Origin of the sequence: Bacillus sp. Marseille-Q3570, assembly GCF_946151055.1 — a bacterium.
In the GTDB taxonomy this organism is placed as follows: domain Bacteria; phylum Bacillota; class Bacilli; order Bacillales; family Fictibacillaceae; genus Pseudalkalibacillus.
In genome coordinates this window covers 369,074-388,989 of record NZ_CAMGYZ010000004.1, presented here as the reverse complement: position 1 = coordinate 388,989, position 19,916 = coordinate 369,074, and the positions used below count along the sequence as shown (strand labels likewise).

General features: G+C 39.6%; 18 protein-coding genes. 15 read left to right on the top strand and 3 right to left on the bottom strand.

Annotation, left to right across the window (positions count from 1 at the left end; translation table 11 throughout):
* The first annotated feature begins 2 nt into the window (after positions 1-2).
* From walK to rlmH, 7 genes are all read left to right on the top strand, one after another.
* The gene (walK, locus tag N8M93_RS09750) at positions 3-1,817 is read left to right on the top strand and encodes a cell wall metabolism sensor histidine kinase WalK (RefSeq protein ID WP_261131381.1); all 1,815 of its coding nucleotides are present in this window, start codon (positions 3-5) and stop codon (positions 1,815-1,817) included.
* Positions 1,817-3,241: a YycH family regulatory protein gene (locus N8M93_RS09745; RefSeq protein WP_261131380.1), complete on the top strand. Its 1,425-nt coding sequence runs from the start codon at positions 1,817-1,819 to the stop codon at positions 3,239-3,241. The genes walK and N8M93_RS09745 overlap by 1 nt, the downstream gene beginning before the upstream one ends.
* A 3-nt stretch (positions 3,242-3,244) precedes the next feature.
* Positions 3,245-4,051 carry a two-component system regulatory protein YycI gene (locus N8M93_RS09740; protein ID WP_261131378.1) on the top strand — a complete coding sequence of 269 codons (807 nt, stop codon included), beginning with the start codon at positions 3,245-3,247 and terminating at the stop codon, positions 4,049-4,051.
* Positions 4,026-4,841, top strand: coding sequence for an MBL fold metallo-hydrolase (locus tag N8M93_RS09735; RefSeq protein WP_261131469.1), 816 nt, complete (start codon positions 4,026-4,028; stop codon positions 4,839-4,841). The genes N8M93_RS09740 and N8M93_RS09735 overlap by 26 nt, the downstream gene beginning before the upstream one ends.
* Positions 4,842-4,983: 142 nt before the next feature.
* Positions 4,984-6,186: a S1C family serine protease gene (locus N8M93_RS09730; protein WP_261131376.1), complete on the top strand. Its 1,203-nt coding sequence runs from the start codon at positions 4,984-4,986 to the stop codon at positions 6,184-6,186.
* A gap of 84 nt (positions 6,187-6,270) precedes the next feature.
* Complete coding sequence (locus N8M93_RS09725) at positions 6,271-6,429, top strand: CxxH/CxxC protein (protein WP_261131374.1); 159 nt, start codon at positions 6,271-6,273, stop codon at positions 6,427-6,429.
* 82 nt (positions 6,430-6,511) lie between these two features.
* Positions 6,512-6,991, top strand: a complete 480-nt coding sequence (gene rlmH / locus N8M93_RS09720; RefSeq protein WP_261131370.1) for a 23S rRNA (pseudouridine(1915)-N(3))-methyltransferase RlmH — start codon at positions 6,512-6,514, stop codon at positions 6,989-6,991.
* 125 nt (positions 6,992-7,116) lie between these two features.
* On the opposite strand, the gene N8M93_RS09715 is transcribed toward rlmH, so the two are convergent.
* Together N8M93_RS09715 and N8M93_RS09710 are read right to left on the bottom strand one after the other, a co-directional pair.
* Complete coding sequence (locus tag N8M93_RS09715; RefSeq protein WP_261131368.1) at positions 7,117-7,815, bottom strand: DUF421 domain-containing protein; 699 nt, start codon at positions 7,813-7,815, stop codon at positions 7,117-7,119.
* A 182-nt stretch (positions 7,816-7,997) separates the two neighbouring features.
* A complete protein-coding gene (locus N8M93_RS09710) occupies positions 7,998-8,348 on the bottom strand; it encodes a hypothetical protein (RefSeq protein WP_261131366.1) in 351 nt (116 codons plus the stop codon).
* Positions 8,349-8,668: 320 nt separating this feature from the next.
* Between N8M93_RS09710 and N8M93_RS09705 the strand changes: the two genes are divergently transcribed.
* The gene (locus N8M93_RS09705) at positions 8,669-10,171 is read left to right on the top strand and encodes a malate:quinone oxidoreductase (protein ID WP_261131364.1); all 1,503 of its coding nucleotides are present in this window, start codon (positions 8,669-8,671) and stop codon (positions 10,169-10,171) included.
* 499 nt (positions 10,172-10,670) lie between these two features.
* Here N8M93_RS09705 and N8M93_RS09700 read toward each other — a convergent pair whose 3' ends face one another.
* The gene (locus N8M93_RS09700; protein WP_261131362.1) at positions 10,671-11,582 is read right to left on the bottom strand and encodes a nuclease-related domain-containing protein; all 912 of its coding nucleotides are present in this window, start codon (positions 11,580-11,582) and stop codon (positions 10,671-10,673) included.
* Positions 11,583-11,773: 191 nt separating this feature from the next.
* Between N8M93_RS09700 and N8M93_RS09695 the strand changes: the two genes are divergently transcribed.
* From N8M93_RS09695 to N8M93_RS09665, 7 genes are all read left to right on the top strand, one after another.
* Positions 11,774-12,574, top strand: a complete 801-nt coding sequence (locus N8M93_RS09695; RefSeq protein ID WP_261131360.1) for a cupredoxin domain-containing protein — start codon at positions 11,774-11,776, stop codon at positions 12,572-12,574.
* Between the two features lie 201 nt (positions 12,575-12,775).
* Positions 12,776-13,396 carry a CoA pyrophosphatase gene (locus N8M93_RS09690; RefSeq protein ID WP_261131357.1) on the top strand — a complete coding sequence of 207 codons (621 nt, stop codon included), beginning with the start codon at positions 12,776-12,778 and terminating at the stop codon, positions 13,394-13,396.
* 41 nt (positions 13,397-13,437) lie between these two features.
* Positions 13,438-14,157, top strand: a complete 720-nt coding sequence (locus tag N8M93_RS09685; RefSeq protein ID WP_261131355.1) for a sulfite exporter TauE/SafE family protein — start codon at positions 13,438-13,440, stop codon at positions 14,155-14,157.
* A gap of 43 nt (positions 14,158-14,200) precedes the next feature.
* Positions 14,201-15,190, top strand: coding sequence for a LacI family DNA-binding transcriptional regulator (locus N8M93_RS09680; RefSeq protein WP_261131353.1), 990 nt, complete (start codon positions 14,201-14,203; stop codon positions 15,188-15,190).
* A gap of 216 nt (positions 15,191-15,406) precedes the next feature.
* Positions 15,407-16,816 carry a sucrose-specific PTS transporter subunit IIBC gene (locus N8M93_RS09675; RefSeq protein ID WP_261131352.1) on the top strand — a complete coding sequence of 470 codons (1,410 nt, stop codon included), beginning with the start codon at positions 15,407-15,409 and terminating at the stop codon, positions 16,814-16,816.
* 98 nt (positions 16,817-16,914) lie between these two features.
* Entirely contained in the window at positions 16,915-18,411 is a 1,497-nt protein-coding gene (locus N8M93_RS09670) for a glycoside hydrolase family 32 protein (RefSeq protein ID WP_261131349.1), read from the top strand.
* Between the two features lie 98 nt (positions 18,412-18,509).
* Positions 18,510-19,862: a dipeptidase gene (locus tag N8M93_RS09665; RefSeq protein ID WP_261131347.1), complete on the top strand. Its 1,353-nt coding sequence runs from the start codon at positions 18,510-18,512 to the stop codon at positions 19,860-19,862.
* The last annotated feature ends 54 nt before the right edge of the window (positions 19,863-19,916 follow it).

The following is a 19,916-nucleotide window of genomic DNA, read 5'->3' as shown; positions in this document are numbered from 1 at the left end:
CAATGAAAAAGGTTGGCTTCTTTAAATCAATACATTTTAAATTTGTTGTGGTTTATATACTTCTTATCATAATCGCCATGCAAGTCATTGGCGTTCTTTTTATGGAGCGGCAAGAAGATAAACTGAAAGAGAACTTTACGAAAAATATCGACGAGAACGCCAGCATGATTGAAGCTACTTTGGAGAAAGAACTAGAAAGACTGATGACTGAGTCAGAAAAAGAAGAGCCTAAACAAAAGTTAGCCTCTCTTATCAGTGATTTTTCAATTAAGGATATGGATCGATTATGGGTGGTCAATACGGATCTGCAAATCATAGGTGCGAATGATGAGGAGCAGATCGGAAAAAAAGCCTCCCATCGTGAAATTTCCAGAGCACTTCTCGGTTCGAGCACGAACGATATTTATCAAAATGAAGATGGGAATCGTATTTATGTGGTTGCACAACCTATCATAAATGAGCCAAATGGAGAAATATTAGGCGCTATATATATCCAGGCATCAATTGAAGAAATATACGAATTATCCCAAACACTCAACGAAATTCTAGCAAATGCGACAATTATTGCCCTGGCAATAACCGCATTATTAGGCATCATTCTTGCCCGGACGATCACCAGGCCGTTAGCAGATATGCAGAAGCAGGCGAAAGTCATGGCGAGAGGAGATTTCACACGTAAGGTAAGGGTATATGATCAGGACGAAATTGGACAACTTGCAGCGTCCTTTAATGATTTGACTCAAAAGTTACAAGAGGCTAACGAGATCACGGAAAGCGAACGGACAAAGTTGCGTTCTGTCCTTTCCTATATGACCGATGGTGTAATGGCAACTGATCGAGATGGATATATCATCCTTATGAATGACCGTGCTGAAGAAATGCTATCTTTATCCCGGCATGAAGCAATGGGTAGGTTTTTACCAGAAATCTTAGGCGTAGAAGAAGATTTCTCCATTGAACAATTAGAGGAATCACCAAGCTCGTTAATCCTTGACTACAGCTCGAATGAAGTCCCTTTTATTATCCGTGCAAGCTTTTCCGTCATCCAAAAAGATGATGGACCTGTAAATGGGATTATCACCGTCTTGCATGATGTAACCGAACAGGAACAGATTGAAAAGGAACGCAGAGAATTCGTATCCAATGTTTCGCATGAACTTAGGACTCCTTTGACGACGATGAGGAGCTATCTAGAAGCATTGGCTGAAGGTGCATGGCAAAATGAAAATCTCGCACCAAAGTTTTTGAATGTTACTCAAACGGAAACAGAACGGATGATCCGGCTTGTGACAGACCTTCTACAATTGTCAAAAATGGATAACAAAGACTATCAGCTGAATTTCCAGAAAGTCAATTTAACCGGTTTAATGCAACAAGTAATCGATCGTTTTGAGATGTCCAAAGGTGAAAAGATAACATTTGAAAAACACCTATATGATAAACCATTGCCAGTTCGGGTTGACCCGGACAAGATCATTCAAGTACTGGATAATATCATATCCAACGCATTGAAGTATTCACCAGATGGCGGTAAAGTGACTTTCCGACTTCAGAAAGAAGCTACGAATATCCATATCAGTATAAAAGATGAAGGGGTCGGAATTCCAAAACAGAACCTTACGAAAGTATTCGATCGATTCTATCGTGTCGACAAAGCTCGTTCTCGAGAAATTGGAGGTACAGGATTAGGTCTGGCAATTGCGAGTGAAGTGGTCAAAGCCCATAAAGGGGAAATCTGGGCTGAAAGCGAGTATGGGAAAGGAACAACCATCCATGTGACACTTCCTACTCACTATACCAGGGAGGCAAAAGAGTAATGATAATGAAGAGATTCACCCGTCAACTGAAAAAATCCTATTCTTCTATATGGAACAATATTGAAATTATCAAGACGATCTTGTTGACTCTTCTTATTATACTCAGTATTTTCTTGACTTATAATTTGTGGACCTTTACTCCAAATAATAAAGTGCTTGAAAACGAGGCAACCATTGAAACGAAAATCCCTCAAGATGAGGATGGTAAGTCGGAAAAGTTAGCGAATATTATCCAGCCAAGACAAATAGTTCTTCACAAGGGTGGAGAACATTTTTGGTCCTATTCAAAAGACCAGAATGAAATCTATGATCGATTACAATCGACTTTATTAATCAGTGATAGTAGTAAAAAATCAGTTGAATATAAAGCGAACATTCCATCAGATGGCATTGATATCGTCTATCCTGTCGCAATTCCAATAGACGTATTGAAGGAAACATTCCATTTCAGTAAGGAGAATCCATTCGAAAATAATAAAGGCAATGTCAAACGATTGAGAGTTTTCGAGACGGATGGAGAATGGAATTTGCAATTCGTCTTTGAACCTGAAGGGAATTCTTATGAAATCGATCAACTGAAGGAGCGTGTTGCCTATCAATTTCAGTTGTCTGATAATAAGATTAAAACATCGATCGATAAAATGATTAGTTCCGAGAATACGATACAAGTAGAATCATTTGAACTGGGAGAGAATAAAAGGACGTTTTATCTGCCAGTTGATCAAATTAAGATAGATACTTACTTATACAGACCCCATCAATTAGATATCGATTTATTCGTAAGAGCACTATTGCCAAGTAATGTTGTTACGGAGAAAATGGAGGATAGAATCCTTTACGGTAAATCAAAAAGTTTTATCGCTTATTATGAAAACGAGAATAAATTCATTTATAACAGCAATTGGACCAGTCAAGACAATGTGATGAGACAAAACCAGATTATTCAAAGCCTTGATTTTATCAATAACCATGCAGGTTGGACTGATAAGTATCATCTGTACTACTATAACGATTCAACTATTGATGATGAGACAACCAATAGTCAAACGGAGATTGCGTATCGGATGATCATAAACGGTTTTCCTGTCCTGAATAATTTCAATTCTATCGGAGAAATCAACTTGAAATGGACAGCCAATCAAGCCGATGAGTACAGGCGTTCACTTACGTATTTGAAAGCTCCAACAGAAATCAACCCTCCATTGGACGTTTTGGAAAAAGGGTCTGAAGTCATTGAAGCTTTATCTGCGGTCCCCGATCCCGAAGACATTACAGATATAACGATTGGATATGTCCTTCGTCCTGCAGAAAGTGATACTTTATTTTCTCTGGAACCAGCATGGTATTATAAGTCAACTTGGGTAAAGGATTGGGTGAGAGTGAAATTTCCTAAAGATGAGCCTTTATCGAAGCAGGGAGGGTAATGTATGGATTGGAAAAATATAAAAACCATTTTCATTTTCTCCTTCCTGATTTTAAATGTCTATCTAGGAACTGAGTATTTTGAGAAAATAAATCCGGAATTTGATACGATTGAGGAAGAAACGTTGAATAAGCTGGTTGATAAAATCGATTTTGAAGAAGATTATCCGAAAATCCCAAAAGAGCTTTATGTTGTAAGCGGTACAGCTACATTATTTGATGAACAATCGATTGAGGCCTTTACTGATAAAAACAAAAATCAGGAAATCAGTGTATTAGCTGATAAAGTCATCCATTCAAAATTGAAGGAACCATATCCACTTTCCTCGCACAGTGATGTCAAAGAACAACTTCAGACGTTCATCAAGGGTTATGTACCGAATGCTGATCAATATCAATATTGGAAATACGATGACAACAGAAAGCTTCATATTTTCAGACAGCATCAAGAGGAAATACCTTTTTATTTCAACGATTCCATTTCTCAAGGTAATTTGACAGGTCTCATTGAAATTTCGGTTGATGAAGAAGAAATTACAAGTTATAGTCTTACCTCGATGCAAATTAGAAAAGAGGAAAAAATAGAGAAGTTGATTACAGCGGAAGAAGCTCTTTTAGTTGAAGCCATCCCGTATGGGACGAAGTTGCAAGATATCAAACCCGTTTATTTCACGTTAATTACCAATGGCGGATGGAAAGTGTTTGTTCCAAGCTGGCATATCGTGACGGAAGAACAAGAATTGATGGTGGATGCTACAGATTCATCACCTATACCCCTTGAAAAAGATGAAGAAGAAGAAAGTGAGGAATAACGTGAGATTCAGTGTTTTAGCCAGTGGTAGTACAGGTAACGCATGTTATGTTGAAACCGATTCAAGCCGGTTACTTGTCGATGTCGGACTAAGCGGAAAGAAAATAGAATCATTGTTTAAAAAGATCAACCGGGATCCGAAGTTTCTTGATGGAATTCTCGTAACGCATGAACATAGTGATCACATCAAAGGATTAGGGATTTTATCACGGCGTTTCAAACTGCCCATTTATGCAAATGAAAAAACATGGCTTGCAATGGAAAATCAAATCGGCAAAATTCCTACGGATTTGAAATTTCACTTTGAGTGTGACCGGGTACAAACCTTCGGTGATCTGGATGTCGAATCATTTGGCGTATCGCATGACGCCGCATCACCCCAATTCTATGTTTTCCATCATGGGGAAAAGAAACTGACCCTTGCAACAGATATGGGTTATGTCAGTGATCGGATCAAAGGAACTGTAAAAGATTCGGATATGATCATCTTCGAATCGAATCATGATATCGATATGTTGATGATGGGGAAATACCCTTGGAATATAAAAAGACGAATTCTTGGGGATCAAGGGCACGTGTCCAACGAAGATGCAGGTGAAGCTTTGGCTGAAATCATCGGTGATAAAACGCGTCGCATCTATCTGGCTCATTTAAGCAAAGATAACAATATGAAGGATCTGGCGAGGATGTCGGTACAACAAACTTTAGAAAAACGTGGTTTTGAAATTGGTGAAACATTCGCCCTTTATGATACCGATGCAGAAGTACCTACCGAGCTTACAACTGTATAGAGAACACCGTTTAAAAACCTTCAGTAACGGAAATATAGTAAGTGGTTGACAAATGTCAAAAATCACCCAAATTCCGATAGCTGGCGGTTTTTTTTGCTTATAATGGGAATAACAATGATAACTGAAAGGGATGATGAGATAAATGGGTTACTATGATCACGACTATCGTAATCCTCAAAAATCAAAGGGGAACAGGTCAAGAAGTTTTCTAATGGGTTTGACCGGGGTTTTGCTTGGCGCTCTTTTAGTCATTTTTGCAACTGACTTCGGTTTATTTTCAGGTGATCTTAAGGTGAATCCCAATAAGGATGCGGCTGGGGATACAGAACAAAATGTGACCAATGAGACAGTGAATGTGGATGTCAATACTGCCATAACAGAAGCTGTTGAAAAGGCACAGGGTGCTGTTGTCGAAGTTGAGAATATCCAAAAGTCCAGCATGTTTTCACAAGAAAACCCGACTGGAGTAGGTTCCGGGGTCATTTATAAAAAAGAAGGCGGAAAGGCTTTTGTAGTTACCAATGCACATGTGGTAGCAAACGCAACCCAGATCGAAATTGCATTAGCTGATGGAACCAAATTAGAAGCTGAACTGCTAGGATCCGATCAAATTATGGATTTGGCCGTTTTGCAGGTTGATGGAAGCAAAATTAAGGAAGTCGCGGAATTTGGAAATTCCAGCAACTTGAAGCCAGGAGAACCGGCAATTGCAATCGGAAACCCTCTCGGAAACTTTCCTGGGACAGTAACACAAGGAATTGTAAGTGCTGCTGATCGTACGATTGGAGTTGACCCAAATCAAGACGGTCAACCCGATTGGCAAGCTGAAGTCATTCAGACGGATGCAGCAATCAATCCAGGGAACAGCGGCGGTGCTTTAATCAATATAAAAGGTCAAGTGATCGGTATAAATTCGATGAAGATCGCCCAGCAATCTGTAGAAGGAATCGGATTTGCAATCCCTTCAGATGTTGCTAGACCGATCATTGCCGATCTCGAAAGCCACGGTAAAGTTTTACGCCCATACATGGGAGTTGAAATAGCACCACTAGCACAAGTCTCGCGTTATCATAGGGAACAAACGCTTAAGATTCCGAACGATATTAACCAGGGTGTCGTCATTATGGGTGTCCAATCGAACTCTCCAGCAGGGAAAGCAGGTTTGAAAGAATTTGATGTCATTGTCGAGCTTGATGGGGAAAAAGTCGGCTCACCAGCAGAGTTACGAAAACATCTGTATTCACACAAAGAAATCGACGAGGAAATGGAAATAACGTATTACCGTGAAGGAGAAAAGAAAACGACAACGATGACACTTGGAGAAGCAGAAGGAACGGGAGAGTAATTCAGACTCTCCCTTTTTCTTGTAAGAAAACGAATTATGCTAAACTAGTCTTATGTGAAAAAGAAGGCAAGGAAGTGATAAGAAGTGATCGCATGCTGTAAAGAACATGTCGAACTTGCACTCGATATCATTGTCGATGAATATGAAACTGCACCAGAAATGAAAGAACTCACAAATGCAGAACAATTATCCACAACCTGTGAATATTGCGATAATAACGCCATATATATGGTGTCAAACTAATGTTCCTATACAGAATGTGGATAGAAAATGTGTATATGTGGATAAGTTTTGTGGATAACGTGTTTATAGAGGTGGACAACCTGTGAATATACAAATCATCACCGTTGGGAAATTGAAAGAGAAGTATTTGAAACAAGGAATCGCTGAATATGTAAAACGGATAGGGCCATATGCCAAAATAGAGGTAATTGAGGTTCCTGATGAAAAGGCTCCAGAACAATTGAGTGAGAATGAGATGGAGAAGGTGAAAGATGCAGAAGGATCACGTCTTCTTGCAAAGATCGGGCAAGATGTACATGTCATCGCTCTAGCCATTGAAGGCAAACAAAAGACGTCAGAGCAACTTGCTAACAATTTGGACCAACTAGCAACGTATGGGAAATCCAAAGTCGCTTTTGTTATTGGAGGCTCATTAGGATTGAGCGAAGCAGTATTAAACAGATCTAATGACCAATTATCTTTCTCTAAAATGACCTTTCCTCATCAGCTGATGCGATTGATTCTCGTAGAGCAGATTTACCGGACATTTAAGATCAACCGGGGTGAACCGTACCATAAGTAATCAAGCGTCGATTAAAAGATCAAAATAACCAGGGTTATGAAATGAGGAATGAGCGGATCGCCTGCGGAAAAGGAGGGTTTTCTTAGGAATCAACATAAAATTAATACAGCCGTTTAATAAAGGTTTTAAATTTTTTGTTGTGGCGGAGGTTTATGCGGGATAACATATAATCCATCGTTTTCTAACCATTCAGCAAAAAGGACATCCTCAACTTTACTTATCCCATTGGATGATAACTGGTTTCTAAGCCATTCATCATCTTTATTCATTTCTTTTAAATTCGCTTTAATTAATTCACCATCTCTAATCAAAGTTATCGGTAAATAAACAGGATGAGGGGGCATATTAAAATCTTGTAAGGTAGTTTTCTGGTACGGTGATTTTTTTAACACACTAATGGAACCATTTGATTCAATGAATGCAAATGCCACCTCTCGGACGGAGAATATTTCACTTTGGCGTAGTAGACTTTGTAATTGATTGATGTTCATACGACTCTTTTTCAACTGTTCAAAATCAATCTGTCCATTACGGATGACCATGGAAGGTTTCCCCTCAAAATAACTTCGTAAATGTTGAAATTTTTGGGATAGGTATTCAACTAAAAATAATAAACCTCCCCATATGAGTATTGTGAATAGAATATACATAATAGGAATTGTCTTTTCATAAACGGCATTTCCTAACAACTCACTTAGGACAATTGCTGAAATAAAATGAAATGGCGTGAATTGGTCTATCAACTTCTTACCTATAATTCTAATTAGTAAAAAAAGCAAAAAGAAGCCTAAAACGAGCTTACTGGATATGTGTATCAATTCCACAGTTAATTCCCCCAGATAAAACTTAATCTATAAAATTATTACACTATTATTTTTTCCAAGCTCATAGCGATAAATACATTTTCATAAAAAAGATTTTTAATGAAAAATGAGAAACGAGGGATTGCCCAGAACTTTTGGGACAGTCCCTATAATTCGTTTTTGGGTTTTATCTAATCAAGCATTTAACCGGAAAGTTCGATCGTATAAGTCCCTCTTTCATTAACGAGAGAAAATCGGATGTCATCAAATTGGTAACGAGTGGTATCCTCGAGTGGGATTTTGTAAGAAGAAGTAGGGAGAGGCTGTGCAGTTTGTGGACCTGTTTCAGTTGTTCCTTCGCCAATTAAATGAATCGAATGCAATGATTCGTAGTCATCGATTCTTCTTGTATCATTATGATAAGAAATATCATCTAATTTCATAATGATGGTATCCTTATCACCGAGTTCCTGTTTGGTTATTTTAATATTCTTTCCGCTCCATTGCTGTATTAACTGATTGAATTGTTCGACAGTCAGGTTATTATTGTTCATATCGATCCCTCCTGTCTTATATATTTTCCAAGAATTCAGGTATCATACTGTTAAAGCTATTTTTGTTTAAATTGAAGACGAAAAGGAAATTGATACCAAACCCTTGACCCTTCCGACAAGCTGATGCCTTCTTTTTTTGCATGTTCTTGGCCTGTGTAAAGGACTCCCCTTTTTTACCAGCCTTAAATGGTATATAATTATCAGAGAATAGTAGAAATTCGTTAAAATCTTTAAATTATTGTAATTACATTATGATATGGTTGATAGAGACAAGGTTTCCCTGAGCTGTACTGTAAATCAAAGGTATAAGGATGGTAAAAATGAGCAACAGAGAATCTAATATTGACGTAATCTTAATTGGCGCTGGGATCATGAGCGCAACTTTAGGAGCACTTCTGAAAGAATTAGTACCGGACTGGAAAATTACAGTGTTTGAGAAGCTTGAAAAAACAGGTGAGGAAAGCTCTAACGAATGGAATAATGCGGGAACGGGACATGCTGCATTGTGTGAGCTTAATTATACAAACGAAAAACCAGACGGATCTATAGATATTAGCAAAGCGATAAAAATCAATGAACAGTTTCAGCTTTCAAGACAATTTTGGTCTTATCTTGTAAATAGCAAGATGATAAGGAATCCGCAGGACTTTATCATGTCATTGCCTCATATGAGTTTCGTACGAGGTGAAAAGAATGTAACTTATTTAAAGAAACGTTTTGAGGCGATGTCAAACAATCCTTTGTTCAAAGACATGGAATTTTCTGATGACATTGAACAGCTGATGGAATGGCTACCACTCGTGATGGAAGGTCGTAAAGTGAATGAACCGATAGCTGCTACAAAAATTGACTCTGGGACGGATGTCAACTTTGGCGCGTTGACACGTAAATTGTTTGATCACTTAAAGAGTGATAATGTTGATATGAACTATAAACATAGTGTTGAGGATATAAAACGTGCTAGCGATGGCTCGTGGGAATTGAAAGTACGGGATCTTGATAGCGGTAAGGTTGTACGTCCTACAGCAAAGTTCGTTTTTATTGGTGGCGGCGGTGGAAGCCTGCACTTACTCCAAAAATCTGGTATCCCTGAAGGAAAAGGAATAGGTGGCTTCCCGGTAAGCGGACAATTTATGGTATGTAACAATCCGGAAGTGGTAGAGCAGCATCATGCAAAAGTATACGGAAAAGCTCCGGTCGGGGCTCCTCCAATGTCTGTTCCTCACCTGGACACAAGATATATCAACAACAAAAAATCACTGCTGTTTGGGCCGTTTGCTGGATTCTCACCCAAGTTCTTGAAAAATGGTTCGAATCTGGATTTGCTTACTTCTGTCAATCCGAATAATCTGCTAACGATGATGGCGGCAGGTTTGAAAGAGATGTCATTGACAAAGTACCTGATCGAGCAAGTTATGTTATCCAAAGAAAAGCGCATGGAAGCTATACGAGAGTTTATTCCGGACGCCAAAAGTGAGGATTGGGATTTAGTAGTAGCAGGCCAACGTGTACAAGTTATCAAAGATACTGAAGCAGGCGGTAAAGGAACACTTCAATTTGGTACGGAAGTTGTCAGTGCAGCTGATGGTTCGATCGCTGCATTGCTTGGGGCATCTCCTGGTGCTTCTACTGCAGTGCACGTTATGCTTGAAGTATTAGGAAAATGCTTCCCACAACATATGAAAGAATGGGAACCGAAAATAAAAGAAATGATCCCTTCTTATGGCTTGTCACTCGTGGAAAATCCGGAGCTTATTCGTGAAATTCATTCCTCAACAGCGGAGGCACTTGGTTTAAGCGAAAAAGAACCAGCCTATCGTTAATTCTGTGAGTTTGTTGTGAGAGAATAATAGATTACTAAAGTAGAACCTTTAATCTAGCTTTGGATTAAAGGTTCTTTTTATGATTTTCCAAACTTGTACTAACTTCGGGCAGAGGAAGTCCAAAAACAGGGCTTTTCGGGACAGGAAGGGGAGAAAAGAGCGATGACCTGTCCCGTAACGGGTTCATACGGGACAGGAAGGGGAGAAAAGAGCGATGACCTGTCCCGTAACAGGTTCATACGGGACAGGAGGAAGAGAAAAGGGCGATGACCTGTCCCGTAACGGGTTCATACGGGACAGGAGGAAGAGAAAAGGGCGATGACCTGTCCCGTAACGGGTTCATACGGGACAGGAGAAGGGAAAAAGAGTGGTGCTCAGACCTGTAACGGGTTCATACGGGACAGGAGAAGCAGAAAAAGTGAGTGACCTGTCTCGAAACAAGTCCTTTTGGGTTGGGACAACAAAAGGAGAAAAAAACGAAAGCTTGACTCGTTCTATTTTATTGATAAAAAATAGCTTTTGTATTACCAACTAATGTATAGTTTTTCTTCAATGCTCTACTAATTGTCTTTTTATTTATATCCGCTCTGCACCAATCATAGATATTTGGGGTAGTTATCTTTCGCTCAGGAAACAATCGTTTAAATTCCTCCACACTTCTAATAATAGCTAGATCAATCTTTTCATGTGCTCCGCACTTTCCACAGACAAAATCATTCATTCTTTTGGTGATCTGAAATGACTTACACTCCCTACAATAAATCCCTTTTTGGACCGTTTCATAATTATATTCGGGCAGGGTAGTAAATGGGTTTTTCGTTTGATGAAGGGAAAGTAATTGTTGGGCCAGTTTCTTGTGGCCATCATTCAACTTAGATGGAGTGTTATTCATATCTGTCAAAAAACGATTAACTTGGGTTGGTAAAATAAAAGGTTGTTCCATTGGGGCCTGATACAAAGTAAATTCAGGATTGATGTAAATAACAAAGGATTCGACGAGGTAATTATACTTGAGGCTTTGGAGGAGCTGGCTGAATAGAATGCCGCTTCTTTTTATCTGATCTACAGGGTTCTTATATTCACGGTTTGTTTTCTTTGAAAAAAGCTTGTCAGATTCTAAGTAACAGTCTCCTTGAAAGTTCTTGATATCTAATAAATGGATGACCCCTTGTGAAATGATCAATGTGTCAATCTGAAAATAGGAGTTATTCATTTTAAGCAACAAGTCGTTCATTATATATCTTTCTTCTTGAAGACTTTCTGCTGCCATGGAGTCAAAATGCACCTCTCCTTCATAACCTTTTTCAAGATTTAAATAGTGGTTCTTCTCTTTTTCAGTTAACTGCATTCGTGTGTTTAAGGAGCGCATTGCCAGGAGTTCATCCGATTCCGTTCGTGCTTTAAGTAACAAAAGTCCCTTCCTTTCTCTCTAAGCTCATTAACTTAGATCATTATTTTTAGGTCAGATGGAGATAACATCCAAATTATACAAATAAATATATAATTTGACAATTTCGATATTACAAAATAGGTATAAAGTAAGATTATTCCAAATATTATGAGGTAGTTATTTAAAAGGGGTTCTTAAATAGGGGGAGAACAATGACTAATCGTTATACGAAGTTTGCTGCGACACTTTTTCTTTTGCAAGTTGTAACGATCATATTTTCAGGCGTATTCATTTTACGGCATTTTCCACCTATTCATCTGATGAATGCAGTACTTTCACTGATCATTGCAACCCTTCTTTTCAAATTAAAATGGAAGTGGATACCGTCCATCGGCATTTTTTACGGACTTTTATTCACCATTCTTACTGTCCCTTCATTTATCATATCAATGACCAGGAACATCGACCCAGAATATAATGCAATGTTGGAAGCGAGCAATCCTTTTATAGGAGTCAGTTTCCTCAGTGCGCTCATCGTGCTCACGATCTTGCTTGCATCTATCGCAGGATTAGTCACAAATTTTCATCCGAATCATCAGGTGCCTGCCTGGTTCCCGAAGGTTAAGGGAGCTATTTATGGTGCAACCATCATGGGTCTACTCATCAGTTATTATTTACAGCTAAATTGGGTTACTGGAATTAATGCAAATGCAATCAATAAACTCCCGACTATAGTGATGAAGCCCGAGTCAGTGGAACCAGCAAATATGAAACTAACGGCAGGTGAACCGTTTGTAGTACAAATACGAAATGAATCGGAGAATAAATGTCATATCCTCAATTTTCCTGAGCTGAATACCAGTGTTCATATGGAAAAAGGACGCACAGGGCTGATCGTCCTGGATCCAGAACCAGGGACATATCGTTATGAATGCAAATCACACCATGACTACTACAGTGATAAAATCAAAGGAGAATTAACTGTTGTACCGAATGATAAAACTCAAAAGTAAGGCTTTTTTCTTAAGCTATTTTCCTTCAGCACCTACCTTGAAAACATTCCTTTAGCAACATATTTCAATACAGCTTTATCCATTAACCCACTTTTATTAGAGTGTGGTTTTTTCTTTTATAAATCGGTAAACGAAGACTTACAATCCAAAAACAAGTGTTTCTTTTGTTATAGTAGAGAAAACGATACTGGGAGTGTGCTTATGAAACGAGAAGATATTATTGCGAAAATGAATGACCATACACCTACCATTATCGGAAACAAGGTGTTGAACCATTACTCGATCCTTCTCCCTTTAATCCAAAAAGAAGATGAACTGCATCTCTTGTTTGAAGTCAGATCACTCAATATGAGGCGTCAGCCGGGGGAAATCTGCTTTCCAGGAGGAAGAGTGGATGCTCAGGACGAACACCCTCAGGATGCAGCGGTAAGAGAAGCAATAGAAGAATTAGGCGTTACAGATGAGGAGATTATAGATGTCTCTCCTTTTGATTATATGCTTTCCCCGTTTGGCATGATTGTGAATACGTATGTAGGCTTTTTGAATTGTTCAGATTTAGATATTGAACCGAACCCTGCTGAGGTAGAGGAAGTGTTTACCGTGCCGCTATCATTTTTCAAAAACACACCACCGAAGATTCATTATGTGAATTTCGAGGTGAAGCCGGAAGACGGTTTTCCATTTCATCTGATTGCAAACGGTGAAGACTACCAATGGCAGACAAGGAAAATCGAAGAATACTTTTATGTTTATGAAGGTAAGGTCATCTGGGGGCTTACTGCAAGGATCCTGCATGCATTCGTGGAATTTATGGAGAAATGATCGTATAAGCAATCATTCTTGGAAATAAAGTTGGTGTTTTCTTGGACATTGTCATCTTCATACTGATCATTCTAGTGGCTTCGGTACTGCAGACGAGCACAGGGTTCGGCTTTTCAATCCTCGCGACACCTTTTCTCCTATTGCTATTCAAGCCCACTGAAGCGATTCAGTTCAACTTGATATTATCGTTGATCATTTCCTGTGCTTTAATTACGAAAATAAGACAAGATATTGATTTTGGAATTTTAAAGAGGTTTGTTATTGGGAGTGCGGCTGGTCTCCCGCTAGGCATCATCGTTTTTTTATCATTGGATATGACCAAGTTGAAATTGGGAATTAGCTTGATCATCTTATTATTAACTGTACTATTGATCTTCAAATTTCGAATGAATCAAAGTAAGAATAGAGATTTGGTCGTCGGGGGATTATCTGGTTCGTTGACAACGAGCATCGGTATGCCTGGCCCGCCGATCTTACTTTATTTTTCGGGGACGGATACAGAAAAGGAAAGATTGAGGGGGACCACATTAGCTTTCTATCTATTCATCTATTCGATGAGTCTGCTTATCCAAGTTGTTTTTGCAGGAACGAATCAAACAGTATGGCTGTCGAGCGGATATGCTTTACCATTAGTATTAATAGGATTGTTTTTAGGTCAGCGTCTATTTGAAAGGATCAATCAAAAGTTATTCCGGATCTTCACATATATCATCCTGTTATTTACGGCAATATACTTACTTAGTGATAATTTGCCTGTTTGATTATGATAAAATGCAGATAACGGACTTTACGGAGGCATAGGCAATGACAACGATCAAAGATATTGCAAGATTGGCAAATGTATCGCGTACAACAGTGTCACGTTATATAAATAATAATGGCTATGTGAGTGAAGAAGCGAGAAAGCGGATCATCAAAGCCATAAAAGAAACTGGTTACATTCCAAGTGCACAAGCTAAATCACTCCGGACTAAGCGCTCAAGTGTCATTGGAGTGATTCTGCCTAAAATCAGTACGGAAACAGCAAGTAGAGTTGTGAACGGGATAAATGGTGAATTATCGAAATTCGGTTTTCAAACGTTACTTGCTAATACGCAGCTCAATGATGAAAAAGAAATCGAATATATCAAACTAATGCAGGGACAACAAGTAGACGGCATCATTCTGTTAGCGACAAATATAAATGATCGTCTTCTCGAAGCAGTAAGAGGGGTTAAAGTTCCTTTCATTTCCTTAGGACAAGATCTGCCAGGGGTCACATCAATCGTGTATGATGATTACAATGCGTCTGTCGAGTTGACGGAACATCTTATTGAGAAGGGCCATCGGAAAATCGCTTTTATAGGTGTGGATGAAAAAGACCGTGCAGTCGGCTATTTACGTAAAAAAGCATTTTTAGATACTTGTGGGAAATTTGACTGTGAGATGGATGAGGAATGGCTGCAAACAGGGGATTTCAGCTATGAATCCGGCTATGAAGCTATGAAAAAGATCCTGACACAATCGAAGGTGCGTCCAACGGCGATATTTGCAGTTACAGACCGAATGGCCATCGGAGCAATTGAATATTTAAAAGAAAGTAACATTTCCATTCCCGAGGATATGGCTATAGTGGGTATTGGTGCTTCGGATCTATCCAAATACATTACGCCCCCATTGACCACAGTCGATTATTTTAATGAAGAGGCAGGAAAGAAAGCTGCGAAATATATGCTTGTGAAATTGGAAAACAAAAACATTGAATACGAAAGTTTCACATTAAACTATAGACTCGTCGTGAGAAATAGTGTATAATGCACGTGAAAACGTTAACATTTCTTATATGACCAATGTGGAATCGTTCACATGTGGATGAAAGAAGTCCAATTCGGATTTTTTTGAATGATGTGGAATCGTTCACACAAACAACGATTTTTGAATGCGTTTACAAATTTTAAAAGGTTCTTTGATGGTTGATTGAAATCAGAATTACAACAAATACTTTACGCTAAGGAAGGAAGGGTTTGTATCATGGCTGAGAATAAACACATCGCTCAAAGCATCATTGACGCAATAGGCGGAAAAGAAAACATCCAATCCATTGCCCATTGCGCTACTCGACTCCGTATCATGCTGAATGATAAAGAGTTGATTGATCAGGAGAAGGTGGAGACCATTGATAAAGTCAAAGGTGCATTCTACAATTCTGGCCAATACCAGATCATTCTAGGGACGGGCACTGTAAACCGAATTTATGAGGAGCTTTCTAATCTTGGGGTCACGGAATCCACTAAAGATGAACAGAAGAAGGAAGTCGTAAAACAAGGGAACTTATTCCAACGAGCAATACGCTCATTTGGAGATGTATTCGTACCGATTATTCCAGCGTTAGTCGCAACTGGATTGTTCATGGGATTACGTGGTCTTGTGATGCAAGAACAAATCCTCGCACTTTTCGGGATGACACCAGATGACGTTTCAGAGAATTTCATTCTATTCACACAAGTCTTGACTGATACTGCCTTCATCTTCTTGCCTGCTTTGATAGCATGGTCAACTTTCAGGGTTTTTGGCGGTAATCCAACTGTAGGACTGGTATTAGGTTTCATGTTAGTATCTCCTTCTTTGCCAGATGCATGGGAGGTAGCGGCAGGTGACGCAGAACCACTCACGTTTTTAGGATTCATTCCGGTACTCGGTTATCAAGGTTCTGTTTTACCCGCATTTATCGCAGGTCTTGTTGGAGCGAAATTAGAAAAACGGATTCGTAAAGTGGTGCCTGAGGTTTTAGATTTGATCGTGACACCATTTTTAACGTTATTGGTTATGATTACCCTGTCCCTCTTGGTGATTGGGCCGGTTTTCCATGCTGTCGAAGAAGCCATACTTCAAGGAACACTTACGATTTTAGAATTGCCATTCGGGTTAAGTGGATTAATTATCGGTTTTTTCCATCAAATCATTGTCGTAACCGGTGTCCATCATATATTCAACTTTTTGGAAATTCAGCTTTTGGAACGGTTCAGCAATAACCCGTTCAATCCGATCATTACATGTTCAATAGCTGCACAAGGTGGAGCGGCTCTTGCGGTTGGTCTAAAATCAAGATCGAAAAAACTGAAGGCGTTGGCACTACCATCAGCCCTCTCTGCCTTTTTAGGAATTACAGAGCCAGCCATCTTCGGGGTTAACTTACGTTATGTAAAACCGTTTGTCATGGGTCTTATCGGTGGTGGTGTAGGAGGTTTCATGGCAACACTATTCGGACTGAAAGCAACTGGTATGGCGATCACGGTGATCCCGGGTACGCTATTGTTCTTAAATAACCAAATCCTGCTCTATATTCTCGTCAACCTTGTATCGATAGCTGTGGCGTTCGGATTGACATGGACAATTGGGTATTCGGATAAAAATAAACCGGTTCAGAAAGAAACAGCATAAGAATACAGGTTATAAAAGGTTAAGAAGACCTTGTGCAGATGCAGGGTCTTCTTACTATTAGCATGTAGCTATATTCAGATAGACAGAGGAGAGGAATCATGCGGAACGAGGACCGATCATTAAGAAAGAAAGCCTATGAAGAGATAAATAAATATCAAAAGATAGTGGAAAGTGACCCACACCGCCAGGATTATCACTTGATGCCTCCGGTAGGGTTAATGAACGATCCGAATGGACTTATCCATTGGCAAGGCAAGTATCATGTTTTTTTCCAATGGATGCCGTTCAAAACAGGACATGGAGCAAAGTTTTGGGGACATTATACATCGCGCGACCTTATTCATTGGATATGGGAACCGATCGCACTGACGCCTAGTGAATGGTATGAACAAAATGGTTGTTATTCCGGCAGTGCAGTCAACCATGGTGGAAAACTGTACGTATTCTATACGGGGAATGTCAAAAATGAGAAGAATGAACGCGAGACCTATCAATGTTCAGCTGTCTCAGAGGATGGGGTCCATTTCGAGAAAAAGGGTGTCGTCATCCATTTGCCAGAAGGGTATTCAGCCCATTTCCGTGATCCTAAAGTATGGAAACATGAAGATAAATGGTATATGGTAATCGGCGCTCAAACACAGGGAGATCTTGGTTGTGCAGTCCTTTACACATCAGATGACTTAATGGTTTGGGAGTTGAAAGGCGAAATTTCAAGTTCAAAAGAAAACGATTATCTTGGTTATATGTGGGAGTGCCCGGATTTATTCCAATTGGATGGAGTAGATGTTTTCATGTTTTCTCCTCAAGGCTTGGAACCACAAGGGATGCTCTATAACAATGTTCATCAATCGGGCTATGTCATTGGTGAACTTGAATACGATCGTACTGTTCTCCATCATGGCCCATTCCGGGAAATTGACCGCGGTTTTGAATTTTATGCTCCACAGACCACTCTTGATGAGGATGGGCGGCGAATACTAATTGGATGGATGGGGGTTCCAGACCAGGATGAAGAAAAACAGCCAACTCGGTCTTATAAATGGATCCACAATATGACCATTCCAAGAGAGCTTCGCGTAAAAAAAGGAAAAATCCATCAAAGCCCTGTGGAAGAACTTAAAAAGATGCGACGGAACCTTTTTGAAAAGGAAGATATCCATATAAAAGATGAATCGATGCATCTTTCTGAACTTGATGGGGACGTCATGGAAGTATTTTTGAAGTTTGGAACTACCGATTCTTGTAACTGCTTTGAAATCGATTTATTCGACTATGTAAAATTGAGTTATCAAAACGAAACAAAAGAGATCACCATTAGAAGGAAAACCTTTGACAATAAATCTACAGAAACAAGAAGTTGTCAAATATCGAGTCTAGAGACATTACAAATGTTCATCGATCAGTCTTCCATTGAACTCTTTGTCAATGATGGGGCAGAAGTGTTTACTTTCCGGATTTTCCCCGATAAAAAGAACGCTGCTATCCACTTTTCATCTTCTGGGTCAGTCACCTTTGATATATGGAAGTGGGATTTGATCGGGTATACGTATCAAACTTCTGAAGAGGCAATGAGAGACGCAAACATGAACCCATAGGATGATTCATACAAAAAAGCTCACAGAGAAAGTTTCTGTGGGCCTTTTACTGTATACTTGTTGTTATAGGTCAATACTTTTTTTAGGAGGTTAACTGTTTGAAAGATTCTAAGTTGATCCATAACACGGCATATATCGAACAATTGAAAGAATTTTTAAAGATACCTAGTATTTCGACGCTTCCTGAGCATAAAGGGGATGTGCGAAAGGCTGCAGAGTGGCTGGCTGCATCACTTGAAGAGATCGGTATGGAAAACATCGAAACGATAGAAACTGCTGGACATCCAATTGTCTACGCAGACTGGCTGCACGCGGTTGATAAGCCGACTGTATTGATATATGGACATTATGATGTTCAACCGGCGGATCCGTTAGAATTATGGGATTCACCTCCGTTTGAACCTGAAGTGAGAGACGACAAGCTTTTTGCAAGAGGGGCCACAGACGATAAAGGCCAGCTTTTCATTCATGTAAAAGCACTTGAAACGTTGATGGATGAAGACGGGAAACTCCCCGTCAATGTAAAGCTTTGCATCGAAGGGGAAGAGGAGCAGGCAAGTCCGAATCTGCCCCCTTTCATAAAACAACATACAGATAAGCTGTCTTGTGATGCAGTGCTTATTTCTGATACTTCATTCATTGAAAGAGGACAACCAGCGATCTGTACGTCTCTTAGAGGGGCGCTGGCTATGGAACTTTTCGTGAAAACAGCAAACTCCGATCTTCATTCCGGTGTATATGGTGGAGGGGTTCCCAATGCTGCACATAATCTCGTTCGACTATTAGACTCTTTACACGAACGAAATGGAAAAGTTGCCGTTGAGGGATTTTATGAAGGGGTACCCGATCCCACGGAAGAATTGAAGGAGGAAGTGGCTGCAATTCCTTTCAACGAAGTTAAGACAAAGCAAGAATTAGGATTAGAAGTGTTGTTTGGTGAAGAAGGGTTTAATTTCCTTGAACAAACCGGAATCCGGCCAACCCTTGAAATAAACGGGATTACTGCTGGATTTCAGGGAGAAGGGATCAAAACGATTGTACCGTGTGAGGCGAGTGCAAAAATCAGCTGCCGTCTTGTTGGGGAACAAGATCCGCAAACCGTTTTTGAAAAGGTTGAACAACATGTGGCGGCACATAAACCTGCAGGAACAAAGGTTCTATTGAAACAATCTATCCAGGCTGCACCAGTCATACTAGACTCCAAGAATCCGATGATACAAAAAGCGGCAGATGCATATGAAACGGTTTATGGTGTACAACCTCTGTTTCCGAAAGAAGGGGGCTCGATTCCGATAGTAGAGGTATTTTCAACAGTACTGGATGCTCCAGTTGTGCTGATGGGTTTTGGTTTACCATCCGAAAACCTCCATGCGCCAAACGAGCATTTCCATTTGGAAAACTTTACGCTTGGAATAGAAACCGTCTGTCATTATTTAAAATCATTAGGTTGAGGTGGAATTGAACCAAAAAAAAGAGCCATGTTGAAAAATAAATTCAAATGGCTC

Excerpts from the sequence above, each read along its gene's own strand:
- N8M93_RS09670 (WP_261131349.1), top strand. The coding sequence starts at position 16,915 with ATGCGGAACGAGGACCGATCATTAAGAAAGAAAGCCTATGAAGAGATA.
- N8M93_RS09705 (WP_261131364.1), top strand. The coding sequence starts at position 8,669 with ATGAGCAACAGAGAATCTAATATTGACGTAATCTTAATTGGCGCTGGG.
- N8M93_RS09675 (WP_261131352.1), top strand. The coding sequence starts at position 15,407 with ATGGCTGAGAATAAACACATCGCTCAAAGCATCATTGACGCAATAGGC.
- N8M93_RS09730 (WP_261131376.1), top strand. The coding sequence starts at position 4,984 with ATGGGTTACTATGATCACGACTATCGTAATCCTCAAAAATCAAAGGGG.
- N8M93_RS09680 (WP_261131353.1), top strand. The coding sequence starts at position 14,201 with ATGACAACGATCAAAGATATTGCAAGATTGGCAAATGTATCGCGTACA.
- N8M93_RS09745 (WP_261131380.1), top strand. The coding sequence starts at position 1,817 with ATGATAATGAAGAGATTCACCCGTCAACTGAAAAAATCCTATTCTTCT.
- N8M93_RS09690 (WP_261131357.1), top strand. The coding sequence starts at position 12,776 with ATGAAACGAGAAGATATTATTGCGAAAATGAATGACCATACACCTACC.
- N8M93_RS09695 (WP_261131360.1), top strand. The coding sequence starts at position 11,774 with ATGACTAATCGTTATACGAAGTTTGCTGCGACACTTTTTCTTTTGCAA.
- walK (WP_261131381.1), top strand. The coding sequence starts at position 3 with ATGAAAAAGGTTGGCTTCTTTAAATCAATACATTTTAAATTTGTTGTG.
- N8M93_RS09710 (WP_261131366.1), bottom strand. The coding sequence starts at position 8,348 with ATGAACAATAATAACCTGACTGTCGAACAATTCAATCAGTTAATACAG.
- N8M93_RS09735 (WP_261131469.1), top strand. The coding sequence starts at position 4,026 with ATGAAGAAGAAGAAAGTGAGGAATAACGTGAGATTCAGTGTTTTAGCC.
- N8M93_RS09740 (WP_261131378.1), top strand. The coding sequence starts at position 3,245 with ATGGATTGGAAAAATATAAAAACCATTTTCATTTTCTCCTTCCTGATT.